The sequence below is a fragment of the Pseudonocardia halophobica genome (assembly GCF_027922425.1).
Lineage (GTDB): Bacteria > Actinomycetota > Actinomycetes > Mycobacteriales > Pseudonocardiaceae > Pseudonocardia > Pseudonocardia halophobica.
This window is the reverse complement of record NZ_BSFQ01000040.1, coordinates 1-22,461: the sequence shown is the minus strand read 5'-3', so window position 1 is coordinate 22,461 and position 22,461 is coordinate 1. Positions and strand designations below refer to the sequence as shown.

The window sequence follows — 22,461 nt, the reverse complement described above, 5'->3', positions numbered from 1 at the left end:
CTACCGTGGACGGGCGTCGCCACCGAACGACCCGACCGGCTCCAGTCCGGGCGGGCAGCCCCGGTCGCGCAGGCCGCCGCCGTCCCGGCCGCGGCCCCATCAGGACGAGCACGACGCCCGAGGAGCCGCCGCGTGACGTTGCCGCCGCAGGCCGACTCCTCGACCGCCGAGACCCCCGACACCCCCGAGAACTCCTCCGGCCGCGCCCTCAAGGCCATCCCGGAGGCGACGGTCACCCGGCTCGCGGTGTACCTGCGGGTGCTCGGCCAGCTCGCCGAGGGCGGCGCCGAGACCGTCTCCAGCGAGGAGCTCGCGTCCGTCGCCGGCGTCAACTCCGCGAAGCTGCGTAAGGACCTCAGCCACATCGGCAGCTACGGCATCCGCGGCGTGGGGTACGACGTGGCCTCGCTGCAGCACGAGCTCGAGCGGGTGCTCGGGCTCGACCACCCGCAGGCCGTGGCGCTCGTCGGCGTCGGCAACCTCGGCCACGCGCTGGCGGGGTACGGCGGCTTCGGCGGCCGCGGCTTCCCCGTGACCGCGCTGTTCGACGTCGACCCCGACCTCGTCGGGATCAAGATCAACGGGATCGTCGTGAAGCACGTGCGCGACATCCCCACGGAGTGCCCCGCCGCGGGCGTCACGATCGGCATGATCGCGACCCCGGCGCAGGCCGCGCAGAGCGTGTGCGACCAGCTGGTCGCGGCGGGCGTGCGCTCCATCCTCAACTTCGCCCCCACGGTCCTGCAGGTCCCCGAGGAGGTCGAGGTCCGCAAGGTGGACCTCGCCGTCGAGCTGCAGGTGCTGGCCTTCCACGTCGCGGGACGTGGGAACGCCGCCGCCGGGGGTATCAGCACAGACGTCCCGGCCGTCGCCCGGGTCGTGAACGGTCGCAACGGATCGGCGGTGCCGCTCTCATGAGTGTTCTCGTCGTGGGCCTCTCGCACCGGAGTGCGCCCGTCGACGTCCTGGAGAAGGTCGCGGTGTCCGCGGACGACGTGCCCAAGCTCCTCGACGAGATGGTGCGGTGCCCGCACGTGAGCGAGGTGACCCTGCTCTCGACCTGCAACCGGGTCGAGGTCTACGCGGTGGTCGACGCCTTCCACGGCGGGCTCGCGGACGTCTCCGAGGTGCTCGGCCGGCACTCCGGCCTGCCGCTGCAGGACCTCACCGAGCACTTCTTCGTGCACTACGCCGGCTCGGCCGTGCAGCACCTGTTCTCGGTCGCCGCCGGGCTGGACTCGATGGTCGTCGGCGAGTCGCAGATCCTCGGCCAGCTGCGTCAGGCCTACGCGACGGCGGACGAGGCCGGGACCGTCGGCCGTGTCCTGCACGAGCTCGCCCAGCAGGCGCTGCGCGTGGGCAAGCGGGTGCACGCCAGCACGGGCATCGACGCCGCGGGCGCCTCCGTGGTGTCCGAGGCGCTGCGGGACGCGTCGACCGTCCTCGGGTACGCCGACGGCGAGCTGACCGGCGCCCGCGCCGTGATCGTCGGGGCCGGGGCGATGGGCGCGCTGGCCGCCGCCCATCTCCGCCGCGCCGGCGCCACCGGGATCACCGTGCTCAACCGGTCCGTCGAGCGGGCCGAGCGGCTCGCGCAGAAGAGCGCCGAGCAGGGCGTCCCGGCCCGCGCCGGGCTGCTCGACGAGCTGCCCGCCGCCGTGGCCGACGCCGACCTGCTGGTCGCCTGCACCGGCGCGATCGGCACCGTCGTGGAGCGCGCCGCGGTCGAGGCCGGCACGGCCGGCCGCACCCGCCCGCTCGTGGTGTGCGACCTCGGCCTGCCCAGGGACGTCGACCCGGCCGTCGCCGAGATCGAGGGCGTGACCGTCGTCGACCTCATCGCGCTGCAGCGCCGGCTCGTGCGCGAGGACCCGGGCGGGGCCGCCGACGCCGTGGCCGCCGCCCGCGACCTGGTGGCCGAGGAGGCCCAGAACTACCTGGCCGCGCAGCGGTCCGCGGAGGTCACGCCGACCGTCACCGCGCTGCGCCGGCGCGCCTCCGAGGTGGTCGACGCCGAGCTGTTGCGGCTGTCGTCGCGGCTGCCCGAGCTGTCCGACGACGTCCGGGACGAGTTCACCCGGACCGTCCGGCGCGTCGTCGACAAGCTGCTGCACACCCCGACCGTGCAGGTCAAGAAGCTGGCCGAGGGCCCGGACGGGGACAGCTACGCCGCCGCGCTGCGCACGCTGTTCGAGCTCGACCCGCAGAAGCCCGCCGCCGTCGCGGGCACCGTGGACCAGCCCCTCAGCGGCCACGACGTCGCCGCGGCCCTCGAGGCGCCGCTGCGCCGGGTGGGCCCCGAGGGCGCCGACGCCGGCCTGGGCACCGAGGGCGACCGGTGAGCGACGTGTCCGACCGCACCGCCCCCCGCACCCTCCGCGTCGGCACCCGGCCGAGCAAGCTCGCCGTGGCCCAGTCCGGCCAGGTCGCGGACCTGATCCGCGCTGCCGGGCGGCCCGCCGAGCTCGTCGACGTGCACACCACGGGCGACCGCTCGTCGGCGCCGATCGCCCAGCTCGGCGTCGGGGTGTTCGTCTCGCAGCTGCGGGAGGCGCTGGTGGCCGGCGAGGTCGACGTCGCCGTGCACTCCTACAAGGACCTGCCGACCACGCCGGACCCGCGGCTGACCCTGGCCGCGGTGCCGGCGCGCGAGGACCCGCGCGACGCGCTGGTGGCCCGGGACGGCCGGGTGCTCGGCGAGCTGTCCGCCGGGTCGCGGATCGGCACCGGCTCGCCGCGGCGGGCCGTGCAGCTGCACGCGCTCGGGCTGGGGCTGGAGGTCGTCCCGATCCGGGGCAACGTGGACACCCGGATCGGCAAGGTGACCTCGGGCGAGCTCGACGGCGTCGTCGTCGCGGCCGCGGGGTTGCGCAGGCTCGGTCGCGTGGGGGAGGCTAGCGAGCTGCTCGACCCCCTGCAGATGCTGCCCGCCCCCGCACAGGGCGCACTGGCGATCGAGTGCCGGGCGGAGGACGAGGAGCTGGCCCGCTTCCTCGCCGCGACGCTCGACGACGCGGGCGTGCGCGCGGCGGTCACCGCCGAGCGCGCGGTGCTCGCGACCCTCGAGGCCGGCTGCAGCGCACCGGTGGCCGCGCACGCGGACGTCGTCGAGGACCTCGACGACGCCGGCCGCGTGGTGGAGCGGCTGTCGCTGCGCGCGGTCGTGGGGATCGGAGAGGTGGGCGAGGGCGCGCTGCTGCGTGCGTCCGCCACCGGGGACATGGACAACGCCGAGAAGCTCGGGGCCTCCCTCGCGCACGAGCTGCTCGACATGGGCGCCGACGACCTGCCGCGGCCGGCAGCGCGCGGTGCCTCGGGAACCGCTGGATCGGGAGCTGGAGAATGACTCGCACACCGCCGACCGCCGGTCGGATCGCCTTCGTGGGCAGCGGCCCGGGTGATCCCGGCCTGCTGACCGTGCGCGCCAAGGAGGTGCTCGCCTCCGCGCCGCTGGTCGTCAACGACCCGGACGTGCCCGAGGCCGTCCTCGCGCTGGTCGCCGAGGGCGCCGAGGTCCGGCCGGCCGTCGGGCAGCCCGCGGACGTCGCGGGCGACCTCCTCGCCGAGGCCCGCGCCGGGCGCCCGGTCGTGCGCCTCGTCGCCGGCGACCCGCTGACCCTCGACGCCGTGGTGGCCGAGGCGCGCGCCGTGGCCGCGGAGGGCGTGGCGTTCGACGTCGTGCCCGGCGTCGCGGCCGGCACCGCCGTCCCCGCCTATGCGGGCGTCCCGCTCGGGTCCGCGCACGTCGAGGCCGACGTCCGCGCCGGCGTCGACTGGGCCGCGCTGGCCGGCGCGCCCGGCACGCTCGTGCTGCAGGCGGCCGCCGCGCACCTCGCCGAGGTCGCGTCCGCGCTCACCGCGCAGGGCCGCCCGGCGGACACCCCCGTCGCGGTCACCGCGCACGGCACGGAGTCCACGCAGAAGACGGTCACCACGACCATCGGGTCGATGGCCTCCGACGCCGCCGACCTCGAGGGCTCGCTGGTCCTCACCATGGGCGCCGAGGTCGCCTCCCGGGCGGACCTGTCCTGGTGGGAGTCCCGCGCGCTGTACGGCTGGCGGGTCCTGGTGCCGCGCACCAAGGACCAGGCGGGCGTGATGAGCGACCGGCTGCGGATGCACGGGGCCATCCCCGAGGAGGTCCCGACCATCGCCGTCGAGCCGCCGCGCTCGCCCACGCAGATGGAGCGCGCGGTCAAGGGCCTGGTCGACGGCCGCTACGCCTGGGTCGTCTTCACCTCGACCAACGCGGTGCGCGCGATCTGGGAGAAGTTCGCCGAGTTCGGTCTCGACGCCCGCGCCTTCTCCGGCGTGAAGATCGCCTGCGTCGGCACCGCGACCGCCGAGAAGGTGCGCGAGTTCGGCATCGTGCCCGAGCTGGTGCCGGACGTGAACGAGGCGCAGAGCTCCACCTCGGAGGGCCTGCTCGAGCTGTTCCCGCCGCACGACGACATCCTCGACCCGGTCGACCGCGTCCTGCTGCCGCGGGCCGACATCGCCACCGAGACCCTCGCCGCCGGCCTGACCGAGCGCGGCTGGGAGATCGACGACGTGACCGCCTACCGGACCGTGCGCGCCGCCCCGCCGCCCGCGCCGATCCGCGAGGCCATCAAGACCGGCGGGTTCGACGCGGTGTGCTTCACCTCGTCGTCGACCGTCCGGAACCTGGTGGGCATCGCGGGCAAGCCGCATGCGCGCACGCTGGTGGCCTGCATCGGCCCGGCCACCGCCGAGACGGCGCGGGAGTTCGGCCTGCGCGTCGACGTCCAGCCGGAGGAGGCCCGGGTGCCCACCCTGGTCGACGCCCTGGCCGCGCACGCCGCCAAGCTGCGCGCCGAGGGCGCGCTGCCGCCGCCGAAGAAGGTGAAGGCGCGCCGCCGCTGATCGGTGACAGAGGGGGCCGCACCCGGGTCGGGTGCGGCCCCCTCTGCGTTCTCGGGTCTCGCGCACAGGGTCGGCCCCTCGCACACACGTTCCGCGATGGGTGCGAGGGGCCGACGGTGTGTGCGGGGCGCAGGGACCGCGGCCGAGCGGTTGTCGGGGTCAACGACGGCGGCAGCCCCGACCACCGCATGATCGTTGCGACCGGGACGCGAGCGCTTCACTGGGAACGCTGCCGTGACGCCCGGATCGATCACGGCGGCAGGCCCGCCCAGCACATGATCGTTGCGACCGGGACGCGAGCGCTGCGGCGGCGACGTTCGCGTGACGATCGGATCGATCACCGCAGCAGACCCGCCCAGCACATGATCGTTGCGACCGGGACGCGAGCGCTGCGGCGGCGACGTTCGCGTGACGATCGGATCGATCACCGCAGCAGACCCGCCAATCACGGCGGACGAGAGGTACGGGAGCGTCGTCCGGGCAACCCTCCCGTGACGCCGAGATCGATCTTGCTGGCGCCGGTGTCACCGAGTGCCGATCGGACGGATCGTGCCGGCGCCGGTGTCGCCGGGGGCGGGACGCGGCTCGCGGGCGGGCGGTCCCGCCCGCGAGCCGGACGTCAGGAGCCGACGGTGGCGGGCTTGCGGAAGCGGTCCCACCAGCGGCGACGCTCCGCGGCAGCAGCGCGGTCGGCCTCGGCCAGGCGCTGCGCGGTGAGGACCGGGATGGCCTCGGTGGGGGCGTCGTCGACCTGCGCGGCGGGGGTGGTGCCGGCCGTGGCCTCGACCGGGGCCGGAGCGGTGATCTCGGTGGCGGCCTCGACCGGTGCCTCCGCGACGGCCTCGGTGGCGGCCGCAGCGGGCGCCGCAGCGGGCGCCTCGGCGGGCGCCTCGGGGACCGCGTGGAAGTCCGGCGGGTAGGCCGCCCACCGCTCCTCCTGCGAGATCCCGGCGACCGGCTCCCACGGGCCGGCGGCCCGGGCGCGGCCGATGTACTCCGACGCGGCGGCGATCGCGGCGCGGACGCAGTCGCCCCGCGGGGCCACGCCCAGCGACCGGTGCCCGGCGCCCCACGGCGCGAGCCCGGCGTGCTCGGCGACGGTGACCGTGACGACCTCCCAGGCGTAGTCCCGCTCCTGCACGGCGATGAGGTCGCGCAGCTCGTCGGGACCCCAGGTGGCGCTGCCCGCGTCGGTGCCGCCGGTGACGAGCACGACGAACACCCGGGTGGGGCGCTCCTGCTCCGGCATGCCGGCGAGGGACCGGCCGAGGCCGCTGACCAGGGCGCCGAGCGAGTCGCGGACCGCCTCGGTGCCGCGGCCGCGGAGCTTCGGCACGGCCGCGTCGGTGGCCGGGATGCCCCCGCGGAGCTTGCCGGCGCGACGGCCGGTGGTGGTCAGGTAGACCTCGACCTCACCGGGCAGCCCGGCCTGGTGCGCGAGGAGGTCGGCGGTCGCGGCACGCACGTCGTCGCGGAGCGGGCCGAGCGAGCTGGATCGATCGAGAAGGAGGGCGATGACGCTGCGTCCCGCTTTGGTCACGCGCGCAGGATGCCGCATCGGGTGACACTCTCCGTCACCGGCCCCACCCTCGCGGGGTCCCCGGTCGACGCACTGCTCCGCCCGGCGTCATGGGGCTGGACCTGCGGCAACAGTCGATCTTCCTCCGCACGCCCCGGCCGGACGGGCCGGGCCGCGGGCCGACCTCGTCGCACGCCGCGACCGAGCCGCCACGCCCGCCCACCCAGCGCCTCTCCACCCCCTCCGCACGAACGGCACTTCCGTGCGCCAGGTCCGCACGACAGAGCCGTTCGTGCAGGTCGGCCGGGCCCCACAGCGCCCCGGGACCGCGCGACGGCCCGTCCCCTCCCGGTCGTACCCTGACCCCATGGCCTATCCCGCCCAGCGTCCCCGCCGGCTGCGTTCCACCCCGGCGCTGCGCAGGCTGGTGGCCGAGACCGAGCTGCGGCCCCGGCACCTGGTCCTGCCGATGTTCGTCAAGGAGGGCGCCGCGGAGCCGGTGCCGATCTCGTCGATGCCGGGGGTCGTCCAGCACAGCCGGGACACCCTGCGCAAGGCGGCCACCGAGGCCGTGCAGGCGGGCGTCGGCGGGATCATGCTGTTCGGCGTCCCGCAGCACCACGACGCCGTCGGGTCCGGGGCGACCGATCCGGAGGGGATCCTCAACGTCGCGCTGCGGGACCTGCGGGCGGAGCTGGGCGACTCCACGGTGATCATGTCCGACCTCTGCCTGGACGAGTTCACCGACCACGGCCACTGCGGCGTCGTCGACGAGCGCGGGTGCGTCGACAACGACGCCACCCTCGAGGTCTACGCACGGATGGGCGTGGTGCAGGCCGAGTCCGGCGCCCACGTCGTGGGGCCCAGCGGGATGATGGACGGCCAGGTCGGCGTGATCCGCGAGGCACTCGACGAGGCCGGCTTCGCCGACACCGGCATCCTCGCCTACACCGCGAAGTACGCCAGCGCGTTCTACGGGCCGTTCCGCGAGGCCGTCGAGAGCCAGCTGAAGGGCGACCGCAAGACCTACCAGCAGGACGGCGCGAACCTCCGGGAGGCGCTGCGCGAGCTCGCGCTCGACCTCGAGGAGGGCGCGGACATGGTGATGGTCAAGCCGGCCCTGCCGTACCTCGACGTGCTGCGGACCGTCGCCGACAGCGCCGACGTCCCGGTCGCCGCGTACCAGGTCTCCGGCGAGTACGCGATGATCGAGGCCGCCGCCGCGCAGGGCTGGCTGGAGCGGGAGCGGACGATCGTCGAGACGCTCACCTCGCTGCGCCGCGCCGGCGCGGACGTGGTGCTCACCTACTGGGCGACCGAGGTCGCGGGTCTGCTGGACTAGATCCATGCGGACCCACCAGGAGCCCGGCGTCCTCGGCGCCCTCACCGACCTGAACTTCGAGCGGTTCGCGACGCCGTCGGTCGTCAAGTTCGTCTACGTCGTGGGCATCGTGCTGACCGCGCTGTGCTATGTCGCGGGCGTCATCGGGTTCTTCGTGCGGGGCTTCGGGCTGGGCGTGGCGGCGCTCGTCGCCGGCGGGGTGGTCGCCGTGTTCGCGCTGCTCCTGCTGCGGGTGACGCTGGAGTTCGTGGCGGCGGTGGTCCGTCTGTCGGAGGACGTCCACCGCCGGGGCTGACCGGTACCGTGGTCACCGTGAGCACCGGCAGCCAGGGTGAGGGACCCCGCTACTACCCGAGCGGACCCTCGACGGGTCAGTACGCGCAGTACCCGCAGAACCCGTACCCGCACGGCGGCCCCCAGGGCGGGCCGCCGCCGAACACGCCCTACGGCGACGCCGCGCAGTCCGCTCAGTACGCCTACAGCCCGTACTCGCCGGACCCTGCCCCGGCGGCCGAGGAGCCGCGGCAGGTCCGGCGACCGGCCACGATGATCGGCGCGCTGGTCCTGCTCGTGCTGAGCGCGGTGCCGTTCCTGGTGTTCGGCGTGCTCGGGTTGTTCGTGCCGATCAGCCAGGACATGTTCCCGCCGGAGCTGGGGCTCGACGCCATGCTCACGCAGTACAACGTGTCGTTCGACCAGTTCCTGCAGGCGGTCCGGCTGCTGCTCGCGCTGGTCGCGGTGCTCGCCCTCGTCTACATCGGCATGGCGGTCGCCGCGTTCGCCGGCAAGTCGTGGGGGCGCATCGCCACCACCGCGCTCACCGTCCTGTTCTGCGGGTTCCTGCTGCTCAACCTCGGTGGCGGCGCGTCGTCGCTGGTCGTGCTCGCGCCGGTGGTGCTCGCCGTCGCCGGCGTGGTGCTGATGTTCCTGCGCCCGTCCGCGGAGTGGTTCGCCGCGCGGCGCTGACCGGCGCCGGACGGAGAGGCCGACCCCGCGGGCCGGTGCGCGGCGCGGATGTGAGACTGGAGGCCGTGAGTGCCCCCTTCACCCCGATCACGCCCGAGGTCTCCGCGGGCCTGTTCGCCCGCGCCGCCGAGGTGATCCCGGGCGGCGTCAACTCGCCGGTCCGCGCGTTCAACTCGGTCGGCGGCACGCCGCGCTTCATGGTCTCGGCCCAGGGGCCCTGGCTGACGGACGCGGACGGCCTCCGCTACGTCGACCTGGTCTCCTCGTGGGGCCCGATGATCCTCGGGCACGCGCACCCCGCCGTCGTCGACGCCGTGCGCTCGGCCGCCGGCTCCGGCCTCTCGTTCGGCGCGCCGACGCCGGCCGAGATCGAGCTGGCCGAGGCGATCATCGACCGGGTCGCGCCGGTCGAGCAGGTGCGGCTGGTGAACTCGGGCACCGAGGCCGTGATGAGCGCGATCCGGCTGGCCCGCGGCATCACCGGGCGCACGGTCGTCGTGAAGTTCGCCGGCTGCTACCACGGCCACGTCGACGCGCTGCTCGCCCAGGCCGGCTCGGGCGTCGCCACCCTGGGCCTGCCCACCAGCCCGGGGGTCACCGGCGCGCAGGCCGGCGACACCGTCGTCGTGCCGTACAACGACCTGGAGGCGGTCCGGCAGGTCTTCGCCGAGCGGGGCAGCGAGATCGCCTGCGTGATCACCGAGGCCGCGGCGGGCAACATGGGCGCCGTCGCGCCGCGCCCGGGCTTCAACCAGGGGCTGCGCGACATCACCCGCGAGCACGGCGCCCTGCTGGTGATCGACGAGGTGATGACCGGCTTCCGCGTTTCGCCCGCCGGCTGGTTCGGGCTCGAGGGCGTGGCCGGCGACCTCTACACCTTCGGCAAGGTCATGTCCGGCGGGCTGCCGGCCGCCGCCTTCGGCGGGCCGGCCGCGCACATGGCCCACCTCGCCCCGGCCGGGCCCGTCTACCAGGCGGGCACGCTGTCCGGGAACCCCGTCGCCGTCGCCGCCGGGCTCGCCACCCTGCGCCAGGCCGACAAGGCCGTCTACGACGCGCTCGACGCCAACGCCGAGCGCCTGGTCGGCATGATCGGCGGCGCGCTCCGCGAGGCGGGCGTGCCACACCGCGTCCAGACGGCCGGGAACATGTTCTCGATCTTCTTCACCGAGGACGAGGTCGTGGACTACGACACCGCGAAGGCCGCGCAGACCTGGCGCTTCCCGCCCTTCTTCCACGCCCTGCTGGAGCGCGGGGTCTACGCGCCGCCCAGCAACTTCGAGGCCTGGTTCGTGTCGGCCGCGCTCGACGACGACACCTTCGCCGTGATCGAGAAGGCGCTGCCCGACGCGGCGCGGGCGGCGGCCGCCGCGGTGCAGCCGGCGTGAGCACCCAGCCCTTCCCCGGCGGGGACCGCACCTCGCCCGAGGCCACCGGGCCCCGGACCGTCGTCCACCTGCTCCGGCACGGCAAGGTGCACAACCCCGACGGCATCCTCTACGGGCGCATCCCGGGCTTCCGGTTGTCCGACGACGGCCGCGCGCAGGCCGAGCTGGTGGCCGACGCGCTGGCCGACGAGGACATCGCCGCCGTCGTCGCCTCGCCCCTGCAGCGGGCGCAGGAGACGGCCACGCCGATCGCGAAGTCGCACGGCCTGGACATCGTGACCGAGGACGGCCTGATCGAGTCCGGGAACCTGTTCGAGGGGGAGCGGTTCGGCGTCGGCGACGGCGCGCTCCGCCGGCCGGCGAACTGGCGGCTCATGCGGGACCCGTTCACCCCGTCCTGGGGCGAGCCGTACCTCAAGATCGCCCACCGGATGTTCGGCGCCGTGCACCGCGCCCGCGCGCTGGCGGAGGGGCACGAGGCCGTGTGCGTGTCCCACCAGCTGCCGATCTGGACGCTGCGCCGCTACCTGCTGGGCCAGCGGCTCTGGCACGACCCGCGCTCGCGGCAGTGCGCGCTGGCCTCGCTGACCAGCGTCGAGTTCACCGGCACCACGGTGACCGGGCTGCGCTACAGCGAGCCGGCCGGGTCGAGCGACCCGACGGCGACGGGCGCATGAGACGGATCCTGCCGCTGCTGCTGGGGCTGCTCGTCCTGGCGGGCTGCTCCACCAGCAAGGACGCCGTCTCGAACGGCCAGCAGGAGTTCACGTTCGTCGCGCCCGACGGGCAGACGACGATCATGTACGACCCGCCGGCGTCGCGCGGGGTCGTCCCGGAGCTGTCGGGGGAGTCGCTGCTCCACGACGGGCGGACGGTCGGGCTGCAGGACTACGCGGGCCAGGTCGTGGTGCTCAACATCTGGGGCTCGTGGTGCGGGCCGTGCCGAGCCGAGGCCCCCGACCTGGAGTTCGTGGCCCAGCAGACGAAGGATGCCGGCGTCGCGATGCTCGGCATCGACGTGCGCGACGACCGGGACGCGGCCCGCGACTTCGTCCGCGACCGGAACCTGACCTACGACTCGATCTTCGACCAGCCCGGCCGCGTGCTCGCCGCGCTGTCCGGCTACCCGCGCAACGTGGTGCCGTCGACGATCGTGCTGGACCGGCAGCACCGGGTGGCCGCGGTCTACCTCACGCAGATCCGCCCGTCGGACCTGCTGGGCACCGTGCAGCGGATCGCCGCGGAGGAACCCGCCCCGTCGACGCCCGGCTCCTGATCGCACTACGGATCCATGACGCGTCCAGGAGTGCGGCTCGGGCGCAGTATGGATCCATGATGCGTTCAGGAGTGCGGCTCGGGCGCAGTATGGATCCATAACGCGGTGAGCGGTTCCACTACGACTTGTAGAACCCGACGCGCCCGTGCGTGGGTCCAGCACATACCCTGTCCGGTGATGGATGCGTCGACCACCCTCGCGGTCAGCGGCCCGCTGCTCGTCGCAGCGGTGGTCGCCGTTCTCGCGGGGGCCGTCAGCTTCGCGTCCCCCTGCGTGGTCCCGCTGGTCCCCGGCTACCTCGCCTACCTGGCCGGGCTGGTCGGCGCCGACGCCCCGCCCGTCTCGCGCGAGGAGGCCCGCGAGCACCGCCGCGGCCGGTTCCGGGTCGCCGGGGCCGCCGCCCTGTTCGTCGCCGGGTTCACCGTGGTGTTCGGGGCGATCCTGGTCGGCGTCGTCTGGCTGGCCGACGTCCTGGTGCGCAACGAGGCGGTCCTCCAGCGGGTCGGCGGGATCGTGATGATCGTGATGGGGCTGGCCTTCGTCGGGCTGATCCCGGTGCTGCAGAACGAGCGCCGGGTGCACTGGGTCCCGAAGCTCGGGCTCTGGGGCGCGCCGCTGCTGGGCGCGGTGTTCGGCCTCGGTTGGGTGCCCTGCATCGGCCCCACGCTGGCCGGCGTGGTCGCGGTCGCCGCCGGTACCGGCGGCGGATCGCTGCGCGGGGTCGTGCTCACCCTGGCCTACTGCGCCGGGCTCGGCCTGCCGTTCGTCGTCATCGCCCTCGGTGCCTCCCGCGCGGTCTCCGCGCTGGGCTGGCTGCGCCGGCACACCCGCACGATCCAGATCGCCGGCGGCGTGCTGATGGTGGCCGTGGGTGCGCTCCTGGTCAGCGGGCTGTGGGGGAGCCTGCTCGCGCAGCTCCAGGTCGCCGTCGCCGGATTCACCCCCGCCCTGTGAGCCCCGCAGACATGATCGACTCTGCCATGAGTGACCGCCGATGAGCAGCCCGCCCACCGCGCCCCCCGCCGCACCCGAGTCCCCGCCGCAGCCACCCCGCAGGCCCGGCGGCGGGCGCGCCGTCCTCGCCCTGCTGCGCAACGCCTGGCGCGGCCTCACCAGCATGCGCACCGCCCTGGTGCTGCTGTTCCTGCTGGCCCTGGCCTCGCTGCCGGGCGCGCTGCTGCCGCAGCGGTCGCTCAACCAGCAGCTCGTCGACCAGTACTTCGCCGACTACCCGCGGCTCGCCCCGCTGCTGGACAAGGTCGGCGCCTTCGAGATCTTCGCCACGCCCTGGTTCGCCGCGATCTACCTGCTGCTGATGATCTCGCTCGTCGGGTGCCTCACCCCGCGGTCGCTGGAGTACCTGCGCGCGATGCGGCAGAAGCCCGTCGCCACCCCGCGGAACCTCGCCCGCATGCCGCACCACGCCGAGGGCGTCGTCGACGGCACGCCCGACGAGGTCCTCGGGCGGGTCCGGACCGTGCTGAAGGGCTGGCGGCGGGCCGAGCGGGACGAGAGTGGCGCCCGGAGCGTCTCGGCCGAGCGCGGCTTCCTGCGCGAGACCGGCAACCTCGTCTTCCACATGAGCCTGGTCGGGCTGCTCGTCGGGATCGCCGTCGGCAAGCTGTTCGGGTACGAGGGCCAGGTCATCGTGCTGGCGAACGGCGGCCAGTTCTGCAACACCTCGATCCTGGGCTACGACTCGTTCAACCCGGGCCTGCGCGTCGACGGCACCGATCTCGCGCCCTTCTGCATCAAGGTCGACTCCTTCACCGCGGAGTACCTGCCCAACGGCCAGCCCGAGCAGTACACCGCCGAGCTCGGCTACCAGACCGCCGACGACGTCCGGTCCGGCGACACCGCCACGTGGCGTCCGGACACGCTGGCGGTGAACCACCCGCTGCGCCTCGACGGCGAGCGCGTCTACCTGCTCAACCACGGTTACGCCCCGCGCTTCACGGTGACCTGGCCGGACGGGCAGCAGCGCACCGGCGAGATCCAGTGGCAGCCGGTGGACACCACGACCTACCTGTCCCAGGGCGCCACCAAGTTCGAGCGCCCCGGCATCGCCGACGACGCCACCCGGCAGAAGAGCTCGATCGCGATCACCGGGCTGTTCGCGCCGACGAGCTCGGGCGGCCAGGTCGTCACCTCGACCTACCCCGACCTGCTCGCGCCCGAGGCGGCCGTCGACGTCATGCGCGGCGACCTCGGCCTCGACGACGGCCGCGGCCAGTCGATCTTCTCGATCGACCAGTCGAAGGTCGACTCCGGCGAGCTGGTCCGGGTCGCGCGGGAGAACATGGTCCCGGGCCAGGAGATCACGCTCGACGACGGCACCCGGATCCGGTTCGACGACGTCACCCAGTGGGTGGCGTTGCAGGTCAGCCACGACCCCGGCCAGGTCACGGTGCTGGTGTTCGCGATCCTGGTCCTGCTCGGGCTGGGCCTGTCGCTGTCGATCAAGCGGCGGCGGTTCTGGGTGCGCGTGGTGCCGGCCGACGACGGGCCCGACGGCCGGGCGCGCAGCCGGGTCGAGCTGGGCGGGCTGGCCCGGACCGACCGGGCGGGGTACGGCGAGGAGTTCGACCGCCTGCGGGCGGACCTGCTGGGGCCGACGGACGCGGCGGCGCCGACGACGAGGAACGGTGGAGACTGATGCCGGTCGATCCGATGCTCTCCGAGTACAGCGACCTGCTGTTCAAGGGAGCGCTCACGGTCTACGTGCTCGCGATGGTGTTCTACGCCGTCGAGTACGTGTCGAGCCGGGCGCGGGTGCGTACGGCGGTCGCCGAGACCGAGGCGGCGCACGAGCCCGCCGCCGTCGGCGCCCGCGGCACGGGCAGCGCGGACCTCGGCGTGGTCAGCGAGGAGAACGCGGACGTCCCGCCGCCCGCGGCGAAGGCGCCAAAGCCCTCCCGGTCCCGGGCCGACCGCTTCGGCCGGATGGGCGTCTCGCTCACCATCCTCGCCGTCCTGCTGCACCTCGGGTCGATCGTGCTGCGCGGGCTCGCGACCACGCGCTGGCCGCTCGGCAACATGTACGAGTTCACCTCCGCGGTCTGCCTCGCGGCGATGGTGGCGTGGCTGGTCGTGCTGCAGCGGACCTCGAAGCGCACCCGCGGGCTGCGCAAGCTCGGCGTGTTCGTGCTGGCCCCGGTGCTGATCCTGATGTTCCTGGCCGGCACGGTGCTCTACGCGCAGGCCGCGCCCGTCGTCCCGGCGCTGCGGTCGTACTGGCTGGCCGTGCACGTCACCACGGTCACGCTGGCCTCGGGGCTGTTCTTCGTGCCGGGCGTGGCGAGCATCCTGTACCTGATGAAGCGGGCCGGGAAGCCGGCCGGTTTCACGGCGAAGCTGCCTGAGGCCGACGTGCTGGACCGGCTCGCGTACCGGGTGACCGTCGTCGCGTTCCCGATGTACACCTTCGCGGTCATCGCCGGCGCGATCTGGGCCGAGGCGGCCTGGGGCCGGTTCTGGGGCTGGGACCCCAAGGAGACGGTCGCGTTCGTGGCGTGGGTGATCTACGCGGCGTACCTGCACGCCCGGGCGACGGCCGGCTGGCGGCACGTCGGCGCGGCGTGGATCAACATCCTCGGCCTGGCCGCGATCATCTTCAACCTGTTCTTCATCAACATGGTGGTGGCGGGCCTGCACTCGTACGCGGGGCTGGGGTGACCCCGGAGTGGGGCTGAACGGGCGCTCCGCCCGCCCTACCGGGCGAGCCGCACCTCATCACCTCGACCGACGCGGTTCGCGCGACTACCGTCGGCAACCGTGAGTCAGACCGGGCCCGACGAGTACCCCGACGGTTCCGTGGGCCGCTACGTCCGGGAGCGGTGGGCGCAGAACGCCCAGCGCTCGCAGCGGCAGGCCCCCGAGGAGCGGCGGGACGAGCGGCGCGAGGAACAGCAGGGCGGGGCGCACGCGCAGCACCCCGGGCTGGGCGCCCGGCGGGACGAGACGTGGGGCGTGGTGCCCGACGACGCCGGCTGGGGCTCCGACCTGCTCGAGCTCGAGAGCGAGCTCGACGAGGCCGGGCCCTACCCCGCCCCGGGCGGGGCGGAGGGCCGGCACGCCGAGCAGGATCAGCGCCCCGAGCAGCGGCCGGAGCAGCGACGCGACCAGGGCCCCGGACAGGGCCCCGAGCAGCGCCCTGGGCACGGTCCCGAGCAGCGTCCCGAGCCCCGGCACGCCGAGCCGCCCGCTCAGCGAACGGGGCCGGAGCAGCACCGATCGGTCCCGGACGCGGACCCCGCGGGCGCGCCGCCGAACGGCACGCCGACGCACGCCCCGTCCCACGGCCCCGCCTCCCACAGCCCCGCCTCCCACAGCACGGGCGCGAACGGCACGGGCACCAACGGTGCCGCGCCGAACGGGATCCCGTCGAACGGCACGGCTCCGAACGGCGCCCCTTCCCACGGCGCGGCTCCCCACGGCGCGGCTCCGAACGGCGCGACTCACGGCCCGGTTCCGAACGGCGCTCCGCGGAGTGCGGCGCCCCACGCCGCCCCGCCCGCCGAGCCCCGGGAGACCGAGCAGGCGAGCCCTCCGTCCGGCCCGCCGCAGTGGCGCACCTCCGAGCAGCGGCCCGCCCGCGAGCGCCGGGTCGTGCCCCAGGAGGGCCGCACACCCCCGCGGGGCGTGCCGCTCGGCCCGCCCACCGGCCCCAACCGGCCGATCCGGGACGTCGGGCGCTGGACCGACCCCGGCGCCGTCGCCGCCCAGGAGGCCCAGCAGGCCCGGGCGGACTCGGACGCCGACCTCGCCGACCTGTCCACCGCGCGGCTGCTCAAGCCCAGTAGGCGGCGGCCGCCGCGCACCGGCTGGCGGCGCTTCCTCTACCTGCTCACCGGGCGGCTCATCAACCCCGGCGAGAGCCCCCAGGACATCCGCGAGCGCGAGCTGACCACGCGGATCAACCAGCCCCTGCTCGGCTGCCACAAGATCGCGACGCTGAGCCTCAAGGGCGGCGTCGGCAAGACGACGATCACCGCCACCCTCGGCGCGACGTTCGCCTCGCTGCGGGGCGACCGGGTCGTGGCGGTCGACGCCAACCCGGACCGCGGCACGCTCAGCCAGAAGATCCCGCTGGAGACCAGCGCGACCGTGCGGCACCTGCTGCGGGACGCGCAGCGGATCCGCCGGTACACCGACGTCCGGGCCTACACCTCCCAGGGGCCGTCGCGGCTGGAGGTGCTGGCGAGCGAGCAGGACCCGGCGGTGTCGGAGGCGTACAGCGAGGACGACTACCGCCGCACGGTCACGCTGCTCGAGCACTTCTACAACATCGTGCTCACGGACTGCGGCACCGGTCTGATGCACTCGGCGATGTACGGCGTGCTGGGCGTGGCCGACCAGCTGATCATCGTGTCGTCGGGCTCGATCGACGGCGCCCGCAGCGCCTCGGCGACCATGGACTGGCTCGAGGCGCACGACCACGGGGACCTGGTGCGCAACGCCGTCGCCGTGATCAACAACGTGCACCGACAGGCGGGCGCGGTGGACCTGGAGCGGGTGGCGCAGCACTTCGCCGGCCGCTGCCGGTCCGTGGTGCAGATCCCGTTCGACCCGCACCTCGAGGAGGGCGCGGAGGTCGACCTGGAGCGCCTGTCGCAGCCGACACGGCTGGCGCTGCTGGAGCTCGCGGCCTCGGTGGCCGACGGCTTCCCGAGCTGAGCCCGGGAGCTCAGTCCTTCGCGGGCGGCGGCGGGTCGTCGTCGCGGCGCATCGACTCGTCGAGGCTGCGCAGGAAGTCCGGGTCGTCGTCCGGCCCGGTCGGCCGGGTCCGGCGCGGCGGCGCCGCGGGGGGAGTCGTGCCGGTCCCGCGCGGGACGTCCGCCCGGTCGGCGCTCATCGCCCGCCACAGCAGCAGCGCGATGACGGCCGCGACGGCGAACGCGATGAGGTACAGCATCACCAACCACCTCCGGTACCGAGCGTACCGGCGCGAGGGGCGATGCCCGGGTGAAGGCCGCTCCTCGAGGGGAGCGGCCGGTCGTGCGCCCGGAGGGCGCGGATCCGGGTGGGCGGGAGGCCGGCCCGGATCCGCGGACCGGGGCCACCGGCGGACGCCGGCGGCGGGGGGACCTCAGTGGCGCTGGGCGCCGATCGTGGCCTCGCTGGTGAGGTCCGCGAGCATGCCGCGCACCTCGGACTCCCGGAAGCGGCGGTGGCCACCAGGGGTCCGGATCGAGCCGATCCGGCCGGCCGAGGCCCAACGGGTCACGGTCTTGGGATCGACACGGAACAGGGCGGCCACCTCACCCGGGGTGAGGAGACGCTCGTTCGAGTTCTGGGTCGGAGCAGACATCCGAAGCCTCCGCATCGTCGATTACCGGGCCATCGTGACACCGGGGACCCCGGGTACTCGAACGGTTGGGCGGAGGTAAAGGGCTCTTAAAGGGCAAAACGGGCAGAGGGGTTCAACCCGGTCAGCTCCGTGGAGGCCGCCTGAGAGGGGCCTGAGCGCAGGGTGTGGGCGGCCTGAGCTGCGGTTCCGCGCCCCGCGTGATCCCTGCGCCGACTCCCACCGTGCCACCGGGGGCGTGACGGGGGCGTGTGGAGGGGCCTCCGCTGCGGCCCGTCGGTCGGGCCGGAGCGGCGAACGGTCAAGCCGGACACGGTCGTACCCTCGACGTCATGGCGACAGGCCCCGACACCGACACGCAGTTCCCGGCCGGCCCGGGCTCCCGGAAGGCCCCCGGCCTGGCGGCCACGGTCGCCCTCTACACGGTCGCGCGGCTCGGGCTGGTCGCGGTCATCGCGGCCCTGCTCTCCCTCGCGGGTGTGCCGTTGCTGCTGGCGATCCTGCTGGCGCTGGTGGTGGCCCTGCCGCTGTCGCTGGTCGTGTTCCGCGGGCTGCGGGCCCGGCTGGACCTCGCGCTGGCCGAGTCCGGGCGGCGGCGCGGTGCGCAGCGGGACGCGCTGCGGGCGCGCCTGCGTGGCGACGAGCCCACGCCCGAGCGGAGTGACGGCCCGGACGCACCCGCGACGCGCGCCGACGCGGACGAGCCGGGCGGGAAGCCGTCAGACCAGCAGGCCGAGGGCGAGACCGATCCCGGTCCCCGCTGACCAGGCCAGCAGCAACAGGCCGGTGTCGCGCAGCACGCGGATGAGCTTGCGGCCCTCGGCGCCCGCCATGACGCGGCGGACCGGGCCGATCGCGAGCGGCAGCGCGAGCAGGCCCAGCAGCACCGGCCAGCTGAGGACGGCCATGCCGAGCGTGAGCAGGAAGGGCAGCAGCACCAGCGCCGCGTAGAACCGGCGGGTCTCGCGGTCGCCGAGCACCACGGCCAGGGTGCGCTTGCCCACCACCTCGTCGCCCGCGATGTCCCGCAGGTTGTTCGCGACGAGCACGGCGCAGGTCAGCAGCCCGACGCCGACCGCCCCCACGATCGCGAGCGCCCCGGGCGTCCCGCTCTGCGTGACGACCGTGCCGAGCACGCCCACGAGCCCGAAGAAGACGAAGACGGCGACCTCGCCCAGCCCCGCGTAGCCGTAGGGCTTCCGGCCGCCGGTGTAGAACCAGGCGCCGGCGATGCACACCGCCCCGACGGCGATCATCCACCAGGTGCGGCTCAGCGAGACCAGCGTCAGCCCGGCCAGCGCGGCGATGGAGAAGCACACGAGCGCGGCGTTGCGCACCGCGACCGGGCTGGCCAGCTTCGAGCCGACGAGCCGCAGCGGGCCGACGCGCTCGTCGTCCGTGCCGCGGATGCCGTCCGAGTAGTCGTTGGCGAAGTTCACCCCGATCACCAGGGCGACCGAGACGACCAGCGCGAGGACCGCGCGGCCGATCTCGACGGTGCCGGAGCCGATGGCGGCCCCGGTGCCCACCAGGACGGGGGAGACGGCGGTCGGGAGGGTCCGCGGCCGAGCACCCTCGACCCACTGCGCCAGCGTGGCCACGAGTCGAATCTAGTCGCCGGGGGTCGACACCGGGCGGGGCGCCTCGGCGGTCGTGGTCGAGCCGGTGGTGGGCACGGGCGGGGCGGGGGAAGAACCGCTGGGGACGGCGCGAGGGTCCCCGTCGACCGTCGAGGCGCCGGCCCGAACCGCCGCGGACCCACCCACCTCGGCGCTCGCCGCGTCCTGCGCCGCCGGATCCGGCGTCCCGACCGCACCCGCCGCACCTGGGCCGCCCGAGGCCCCGTCGCCCGCGCTCGCGGCGCCCGCGCCTGCATCGGCAGCGCCTGCTCCTGCGTCGGCGCCACCGGCGCCCGCACCGACGGCACCGGCACCTGCGTTCGCCGAACCGTCACCCGCGGACAGGGCACCCGCACCGGCAGCGCCGGCGGCCGGTGCCGAATCCCCGGCATCCGCCGTGTCCCCGGTGTCCCCGGGAACTGCGGCGTTCCCGGCGTCCTCGTCCTCGCACACCGGCACGTCCGTGACCCTCGGCAGCACGGAGGCGCTGAGGAACTGCCCGTCGCCGATCCGCAGCCAGGCGTCCGGCCCGGTGCCCGTGGCGCACTGCACCGGCACGTCGGCGGTGTCCGCGGCCACGCCGACCACCTCCGCGTCGTCCGACGGCGCGGACCGGACCTGCGCGGTGCCGTCCTCGGAGTCCGACTCGACCTTCGACAGCCGCACCGACCCCGTCCACAGGTAGTCGACCTGGACCTGCGAGTTGTCCTTGAGCCCGAGGGCGTCCCAGAACACCCCGTCGGCGAGGTCGATGCCGGCCGGGTTCACGAGCTTGCGGCCGAACTGGTCGTTGCCGCCGTTGTAGCCGTCGCGGAAGGCCGCCTGCGCCTGCGGCACGCCCCGGGGCAGGTCCTTCCACTCCTGGCGCTCGCCGGCGGGGTTCCAGTAGTCGTCCCGGGTGTTCCACGGCCCGACGTCCCACACCGGCGCGAACGCGCAGCGCCCGTTGGGGGCGCACACCCGCACCGAGTAGTCGCTGGTGTCCCGCGGCGAGAGGGCGCGGCGCGAGGGCAGCGCGACGAAGTGGTCCCGCTCGGTGATCACGTGCCCGTTCGAGGTCGTGCCGCCGACGAGCCCCTCACGGGTGGCGAAGACGTTGGCGCTGAACGGGGCGCCCTCCGTGAGGTCGATCCCGCCCTCGGTCGCCGGGGCGGGGGCCGCCGTGAGCGTCACCCCGCGCACGGTGGGCGCGGCGCCCTCCGCGGTGCCGGTGAGCACGAGCCGGCCCTGCACCTCGGAGGTCGAGCCCGGGAGCGTGACGCTCCCGGAGTCCGCGCCCGAGGCCGTCGCCGGGATCCACTCGGTCCAGCCGCCCGCCGGGGTGCGCCCGCGGACGTCGACCGACGCCGTCGTCCCGGGAGGCAGGTCGCCGTCGACGACCGAGTCGACCCGCGAGGTCGGCCGCTCGAGCTCCTGCGGATCGAGCGTGAGCAGCCCGGTCGGGACCGCCCCGGCCGGTGCGGCGTCCTCGGTCATCCCGCCCTGCTCGACCGGGGCGGAGAAGGCCGTCGCCGGGTCGAGCCGCACTCCGTCGCCGCCGTCAGTGACCCCCGCGGCCTCGCCGGACGCCAGGTCCGCAGACCACGTCGTGGACGAGCCGCCCCCGCTCGCGCCCGCCGGCGCGACCCCGCCGGCCGCGAGTGCCGTCGCCGCGGCCACCACCAGGCCCGCGTGCCACCTCATCCGCATCCGTGCTCCCCGTCCCCCGTGTGGTTCCTGTGACGGCAGGTGAAGATGTGCCGCATGGGAAGGCAGGCAATCGGATGAAGGCGTAACCGTCAATCAACGGAGAGTGAGCACCACCATGGGGTGTCACCAACCGTCACCGCTTCGGGCGGTCTCCCACCGGATCGGGTGTGGAGAGGAGGGCGACGAGCGCGGTGCGGTCGGGCTTGCCCACGCCCCGCAGCGGGAGCTCGGGCAGCAGCCGCACCCGTCGGGGGACGGCGGCGCGGCCCTCCGACGCCCGGACGGCCGCGCGGAGCGCCTCGATGTCCGGTCCGGGCCCCGTCGGGACCACGGCGGCCACCACGGCCTGCCCCCATTCGGAGTCCGGCACGCCCACCACGCACACCGCGCCGACGCCGGGCTGGGCCGCGAGGACCCGCTCCACCGCAGCCGGCGCGATCTTCTCCCCGCCGGTCACGATCACGTCGTCCGCGCGGCCGAGGACGGTGAGCCGGTCGCCGACCCACTGGCCGAGGTCGCCGGTCACGAACATACCGTCGACGAAGGACGCCGCGGTGAGCTCCGGGTCGCCCAGGTAGCCCTCGGCGATCATCGGCCCCCCGAGCGAGAGCCGGCCGTCGTCGGCGAGCCCGACCCGCACGCCGTCGAGCGGCACGCCGTCGTAGACGCACCCGCCGCACATCTCGCTCATCCCGTACGTGGTGACGACGCGGATGCCGACCTCCTCGGCCCGCGCACGCAGGGCCGGGGCGAGCGCCGCCCCGCCGATCAGGACGGCGTCGTAGCCCGCGAGGGCGTACATCCCGGCGCCGCCCTCGTCGAGGACCCGGCCGAGCTGGGTGGGCACGAGGCTGGTGTAGCGGCGGGTGCCGTGCGGCAGCCGGCCGGTGGCGCGGGCGAACCCGGCGGGCCGGAAGCCCTCCCGCAGGTCCTGGACCACGGGCGGGGCGCCGGCGAGCAGGGAGCGCAGCACCACCTGCACCCCGGCAACGTGCTCGGCGGGCAGTGCCAGCACCCAGCGGGCGGGCCCGCCGAGCCGCGCCTCGGTGGCCCGGGCCGAGGCCGTCAGCGCCGCCGAGCTGAGCATCACGTGCTTGGGCGTGCCCGTGGACCCCGAGGTGGAGATGACGACCGCGACCTCCTCGGGCACCTCGGGCGCCGGCGCGGTCGCCGCGCCCGGCACCACGGCCGGGCCGGTGCCGTCGAGCGCGGCGTCGAGGGCGCGGACGAGGGCGTCGAGCGACTTCGGGGAGCCGTCGAGCGGGAGTGCGTGCAGGGGCCGCATGATCCCTAGGATCCCACCCCGTGCCCTCCGGCCCGTGCGCGGTAAGTGGTGCCGGAGCACCACTTACCGCGCACAGGCGCGTCAGCGCTAGTAGTGCCAGGGGTAGGGCGACCAGTCGGGGTCGCGTTTCTGCAGGAAGGAGTCGCGGCCTTCGACGGCTTCGTCGGTCATGTAGGCCAGGCGGGT

Annotated in this window: 21 protein-coding genes and 1 pseudogene; 15 read left to right on the top strand and 7 right to left on the bottom strand. The window is 75.0% G+C overall.

Translation table 11 applies throughout. The features are described 5' to 3' along the window. The first annotated feature begins 132 nt into the window (after positions 1–132). From PKE99_RS30800 to PKE99_RS30785, 4 genes are read left to right on the top strand one after another with little or no spacing between them, the layout of a single operon-like run. Positions 133–918: a redox-sensing transcriptional repressor Rex gene (locus PKE99_RS30800; RefSeq protein ID WP_037052996.1), complete on the top strand. Its 786-nt coding sequence runs from the start codon at positions 133–135 to the stop codon at positions 916–918. Then, positions 915–2,342 carry a glutamyl-tRNA reductase gene (locus PKE99_RS30795; protein ID WP_037052998.1) on the top strand — a complete coding sequence of 476 codons (1,428 nt, stop codon included), beginning with the start codon at positions 915–917 and terminating at the stop codon, positions 2,340–2,342. Before PKE99_RS30800 ends, PKE99_RS30795 begins: the two co-directional genes overlap by 4 nt. Next, the gene (hemC, locus tag PKE99_RS30790; RefSeq protein ID WP_231498422.1) at positions 2,339–3,346 is read left to right on the top strand and encodes a hydroxymethylbilane synthase; all 1,008 of its coding nucleotides are present in this window, start codon (positions 2,339–2,341) and stop codon (positions 3,344–3,346) included. Before PKE99_RS30795 ends, hemC begins: the two co-directional genes overlap by 4 nt. After that, on the top strand, positions 3,343–4,884 hold the full coding sequence (locus tag PKE99_RS30785; protein ID WP_037053006.1) for a bifunctional uroporphyrinogen-III C-methyltransferase/uroporphyrinogen-III synthase: 1,542 nt from the start codon (positions 3,343–3,345) through the stop codon (positions 4,882–4,884). Before hemC ends, PKE99_RS30785 begins: the two co-directional genes overlap by 4 nt. 619 nt (positions 4,885–5,503) lie before the next feature. Here the strand turns inward: PKE99_RS30785 and PKE99_RS30780 are convergent. Beyond that, positions 5,504–6,424, bottom strand: coding sequence for a hypothetical protein (locus tag PKE99_RS30780; protein WP_051738230.1), 921 nt, complete (start codon positions 6,422–6,424; stop codon positions 5,504–5,506). A 346-nt stretch (positions 6,425–6,770) separates the two neighbouring features. On the opposite strand from PKE99_RS30780, the gene hemB reads away from it, so the two are divergent. From hemB to PKE99_RS30730, 10 genes are all read left to right on the top strand, one after another. Next, complete coding sequence (gene hemB, locus PKE99_RS30775) at positions 6,771–7,745, top strand: porphobilinogen synthase (RefSeq protein WP_063739887.1); 975 nt, start codon at positions 6,771–6,773, stop codon at positions 7,743–7,745. 4 nt (positions 7,746–7,749) lie between these two features. Beyond that, the gene (locus PKE99_RS30770) at positions 7,750–8,040 is read left to right on the top strand and encodes a DUF4282 domain-containing protein (RefSeq protein ID WP_037053007.1); all 291 of its coding nucleotides are present in this window, start codon (positions 7,750–7,752) and stop codon (positions 8,038–8,040) included. Between the two features lie 17 nt (positions 8,041–8,057). Next, on the top strand, positions 8,058–8,711 hold the full coding sequence (locus PKE99_RS30765) for a hypothetical protein (RefSeq protein ID WP_156068060.1): 654 nt from the start codon (positions 8,058–8,060) through the stop codon (positions 8,709–8,711). Between the two features lie 65 nt (positions 8,712–8,776). Further along, the gene (hemL, locus tag PKE99_RS30760; protein ID WP_425566511.1) at positions 8,777–10,099 is read left to right on the top strand and encodes a glutamate-1-semialdehyde 2,1-aminomutase; all 1,323 of its coding nucleotides are present in this window, start codon (positions 8,777–8,779) and stop codon (positions 10,097–10,099) included. Next, positions 10,096–10,776, top strand: a complete 681-nt coding sequence (locus tag PKE99_RS30755) for a histidine phosphatase family protein (RefSeq protein ID WP_051738231.1) — start codon at positions 10,096–10,098, stop codon at positions 10,774–10,776. Before hemL ends, PKE99_RS30755 begins: the two co-directional genes overlap by 4 nt. Beyond that, positions 10,773–11,375, top strand: coding sequence for a TlpA family protein disulfide reductase (locus PKE99_RS30750; protein WP_037053011.1), 603 nt, complete (start codon positions 10,773–10,775; stop codon positions 11,373–11,375). The genes PKE99_RS30755 and PKE99_RS30750 overlap by 4 nt, the downstream gene beginning before the upstream one ends. A gap of 177 nt (positions 11,376–11,552) precedes the next feature. Continuing rightward, positions 11,553–12,329, top strand: coding sequence for a cytochrome c biogenesis CcdA family protein (locus PKE99_RS30745; RefSeq protein ID WP_037053014.1), 777 nt, complete (start codon positions 11,553–11,555; stop codon positions 12,327–12,329). Positions 12,330–12,369: 40 nt separating this feature from the next. Next, complete coding sequence (gene resB, locus PKE99_RS30740; protein WP_051738232.1) at positions 12,370–14,031, top strand: cytochrome c biogenesis protein ResB; 1,662 nt, start codon at positions 12,370–12,372, stop codon at positions 14,029–14,031. Further along, positions 14,031–15,050, top strand: a complete 1,020-nt coding sequence (gene ccsB / locus PKE99_RS30735; RefSeq protein WP_037053015.1) for a c-type cytochrome biogenesis protein CcsB — start codon at positions 14,031–14,033, stop codon at positions 15,048–15,050. The genes resB and ccsB overlap by 1 nt, the downstream gene beginning before the upstream one ends. 702 nt (positions 15,051–15,752) lie before the next feature. Then, complete coding sequence (locus PKE99_RS30730; protein ID WP_156068063.1) at positions 15,753–17,051, top strand: MinD/ParA family ATP-binding protein; 1,299 nt, start codon at positions 15,753–15,755, stop codon at positions 17,049–17,051. A gap of 10 nt (positions 17,052–17,061) precedes the next feature. Here PKE99_RS30730 and PKE99_RS30725 read toward each other — a convergent pair whose 3' ends face one another. After that, positions 17,062–17,289, bottom strand: coding sequence for a hypothetical protein (locus tag PKE99_RS30725; RefSeq protein ID WP_037053017.1), 228 nt, complete (start codon positions 17,287–17,289; stop codon positions 17,062–17,064). 174 nt (positions 17,290–17,463) lie between these two features. Beyond that, complete coding sequence (locus PKE99_RS30720; protein ID WP_037053018.1) at positions 17,464–17,685, bottom strand: BldC family transcriptional regulator; 222 nt, start codon at positions 17,683–17,685, stop codon at positions 17,464–17,466. A 329-nt stretch (positions 17,686–18,014) separates the two neighbouring features. Between PKE99_RS30720 and PKE99_RS30715 the strand changes: the two genes are divergently transcribed. Next, complete coding sequence (locus tag PKE99_RS30715) at positions 18,015–18,446, top strand: DUF4229 domain-containing protein (protein ID WP_063739888.1); 432 nt, start codon at positions 18,015–18,017, stop codon at positions 18,444–18,446. Here PKE99_RS30715 and PKE99_RS30710 read toward each other — a convergent pair. From PKE99_RS30710 to PKE99_RS30695, 4 genes and pseudogenes are all read right to left on the bottom strand, one after another. Continuing rightward, the gene (locus tag PKE99_RS30710; RefSeq protein ID WP_037053020.1) at positions 18,402–19,283 is read right to left on the bottom strand and encodes a 1,4-dihydroxy-2-naphthoate polyprenyltransferase; all 882 of its coding nucleotides are present in this window, start codon (positions 19,281–19,283) and stop codon (positions 18,402–18,404) included. The genes PKE99_RS30715 and PKE99_RS30710 overlap by 45 nt on opposite strands. A 9-nt stretch (positions 19,284–19,292) precedes the next feature. Then, entirely contained in the window at positions 19,293–20,984 is a 1,692-nt protein-coding gene (locus PKE99_RS30705) for a DUF8814 domain-containing protein (protein WP_156068061.1), read from the bottom strand. Between the two features lie 139 nt (positions 20,985–21,123). Continuing rightward, positions 21,124–22,275 (bottom strand): o-succinylbenzoate--CoA ligase, encoded by a 1,152-nt coding sequence (menE, locus tag PKE99_RS30700; RefSeq protein ID WP_037053022.1) that lies wholly within the window; start codon positions 22,273–22,275, stop codon positions 21,124–21,126. A gap of 87 nt (positions 22,276–22,362) precedes the next feature. Further along, positions 22,363–22,461: pseudogene (locus PKE99_RS30695) on the bottom strand (1,4-dihydroxy-2-naphthoyl-CoA synthase); the annotation flags it as partial.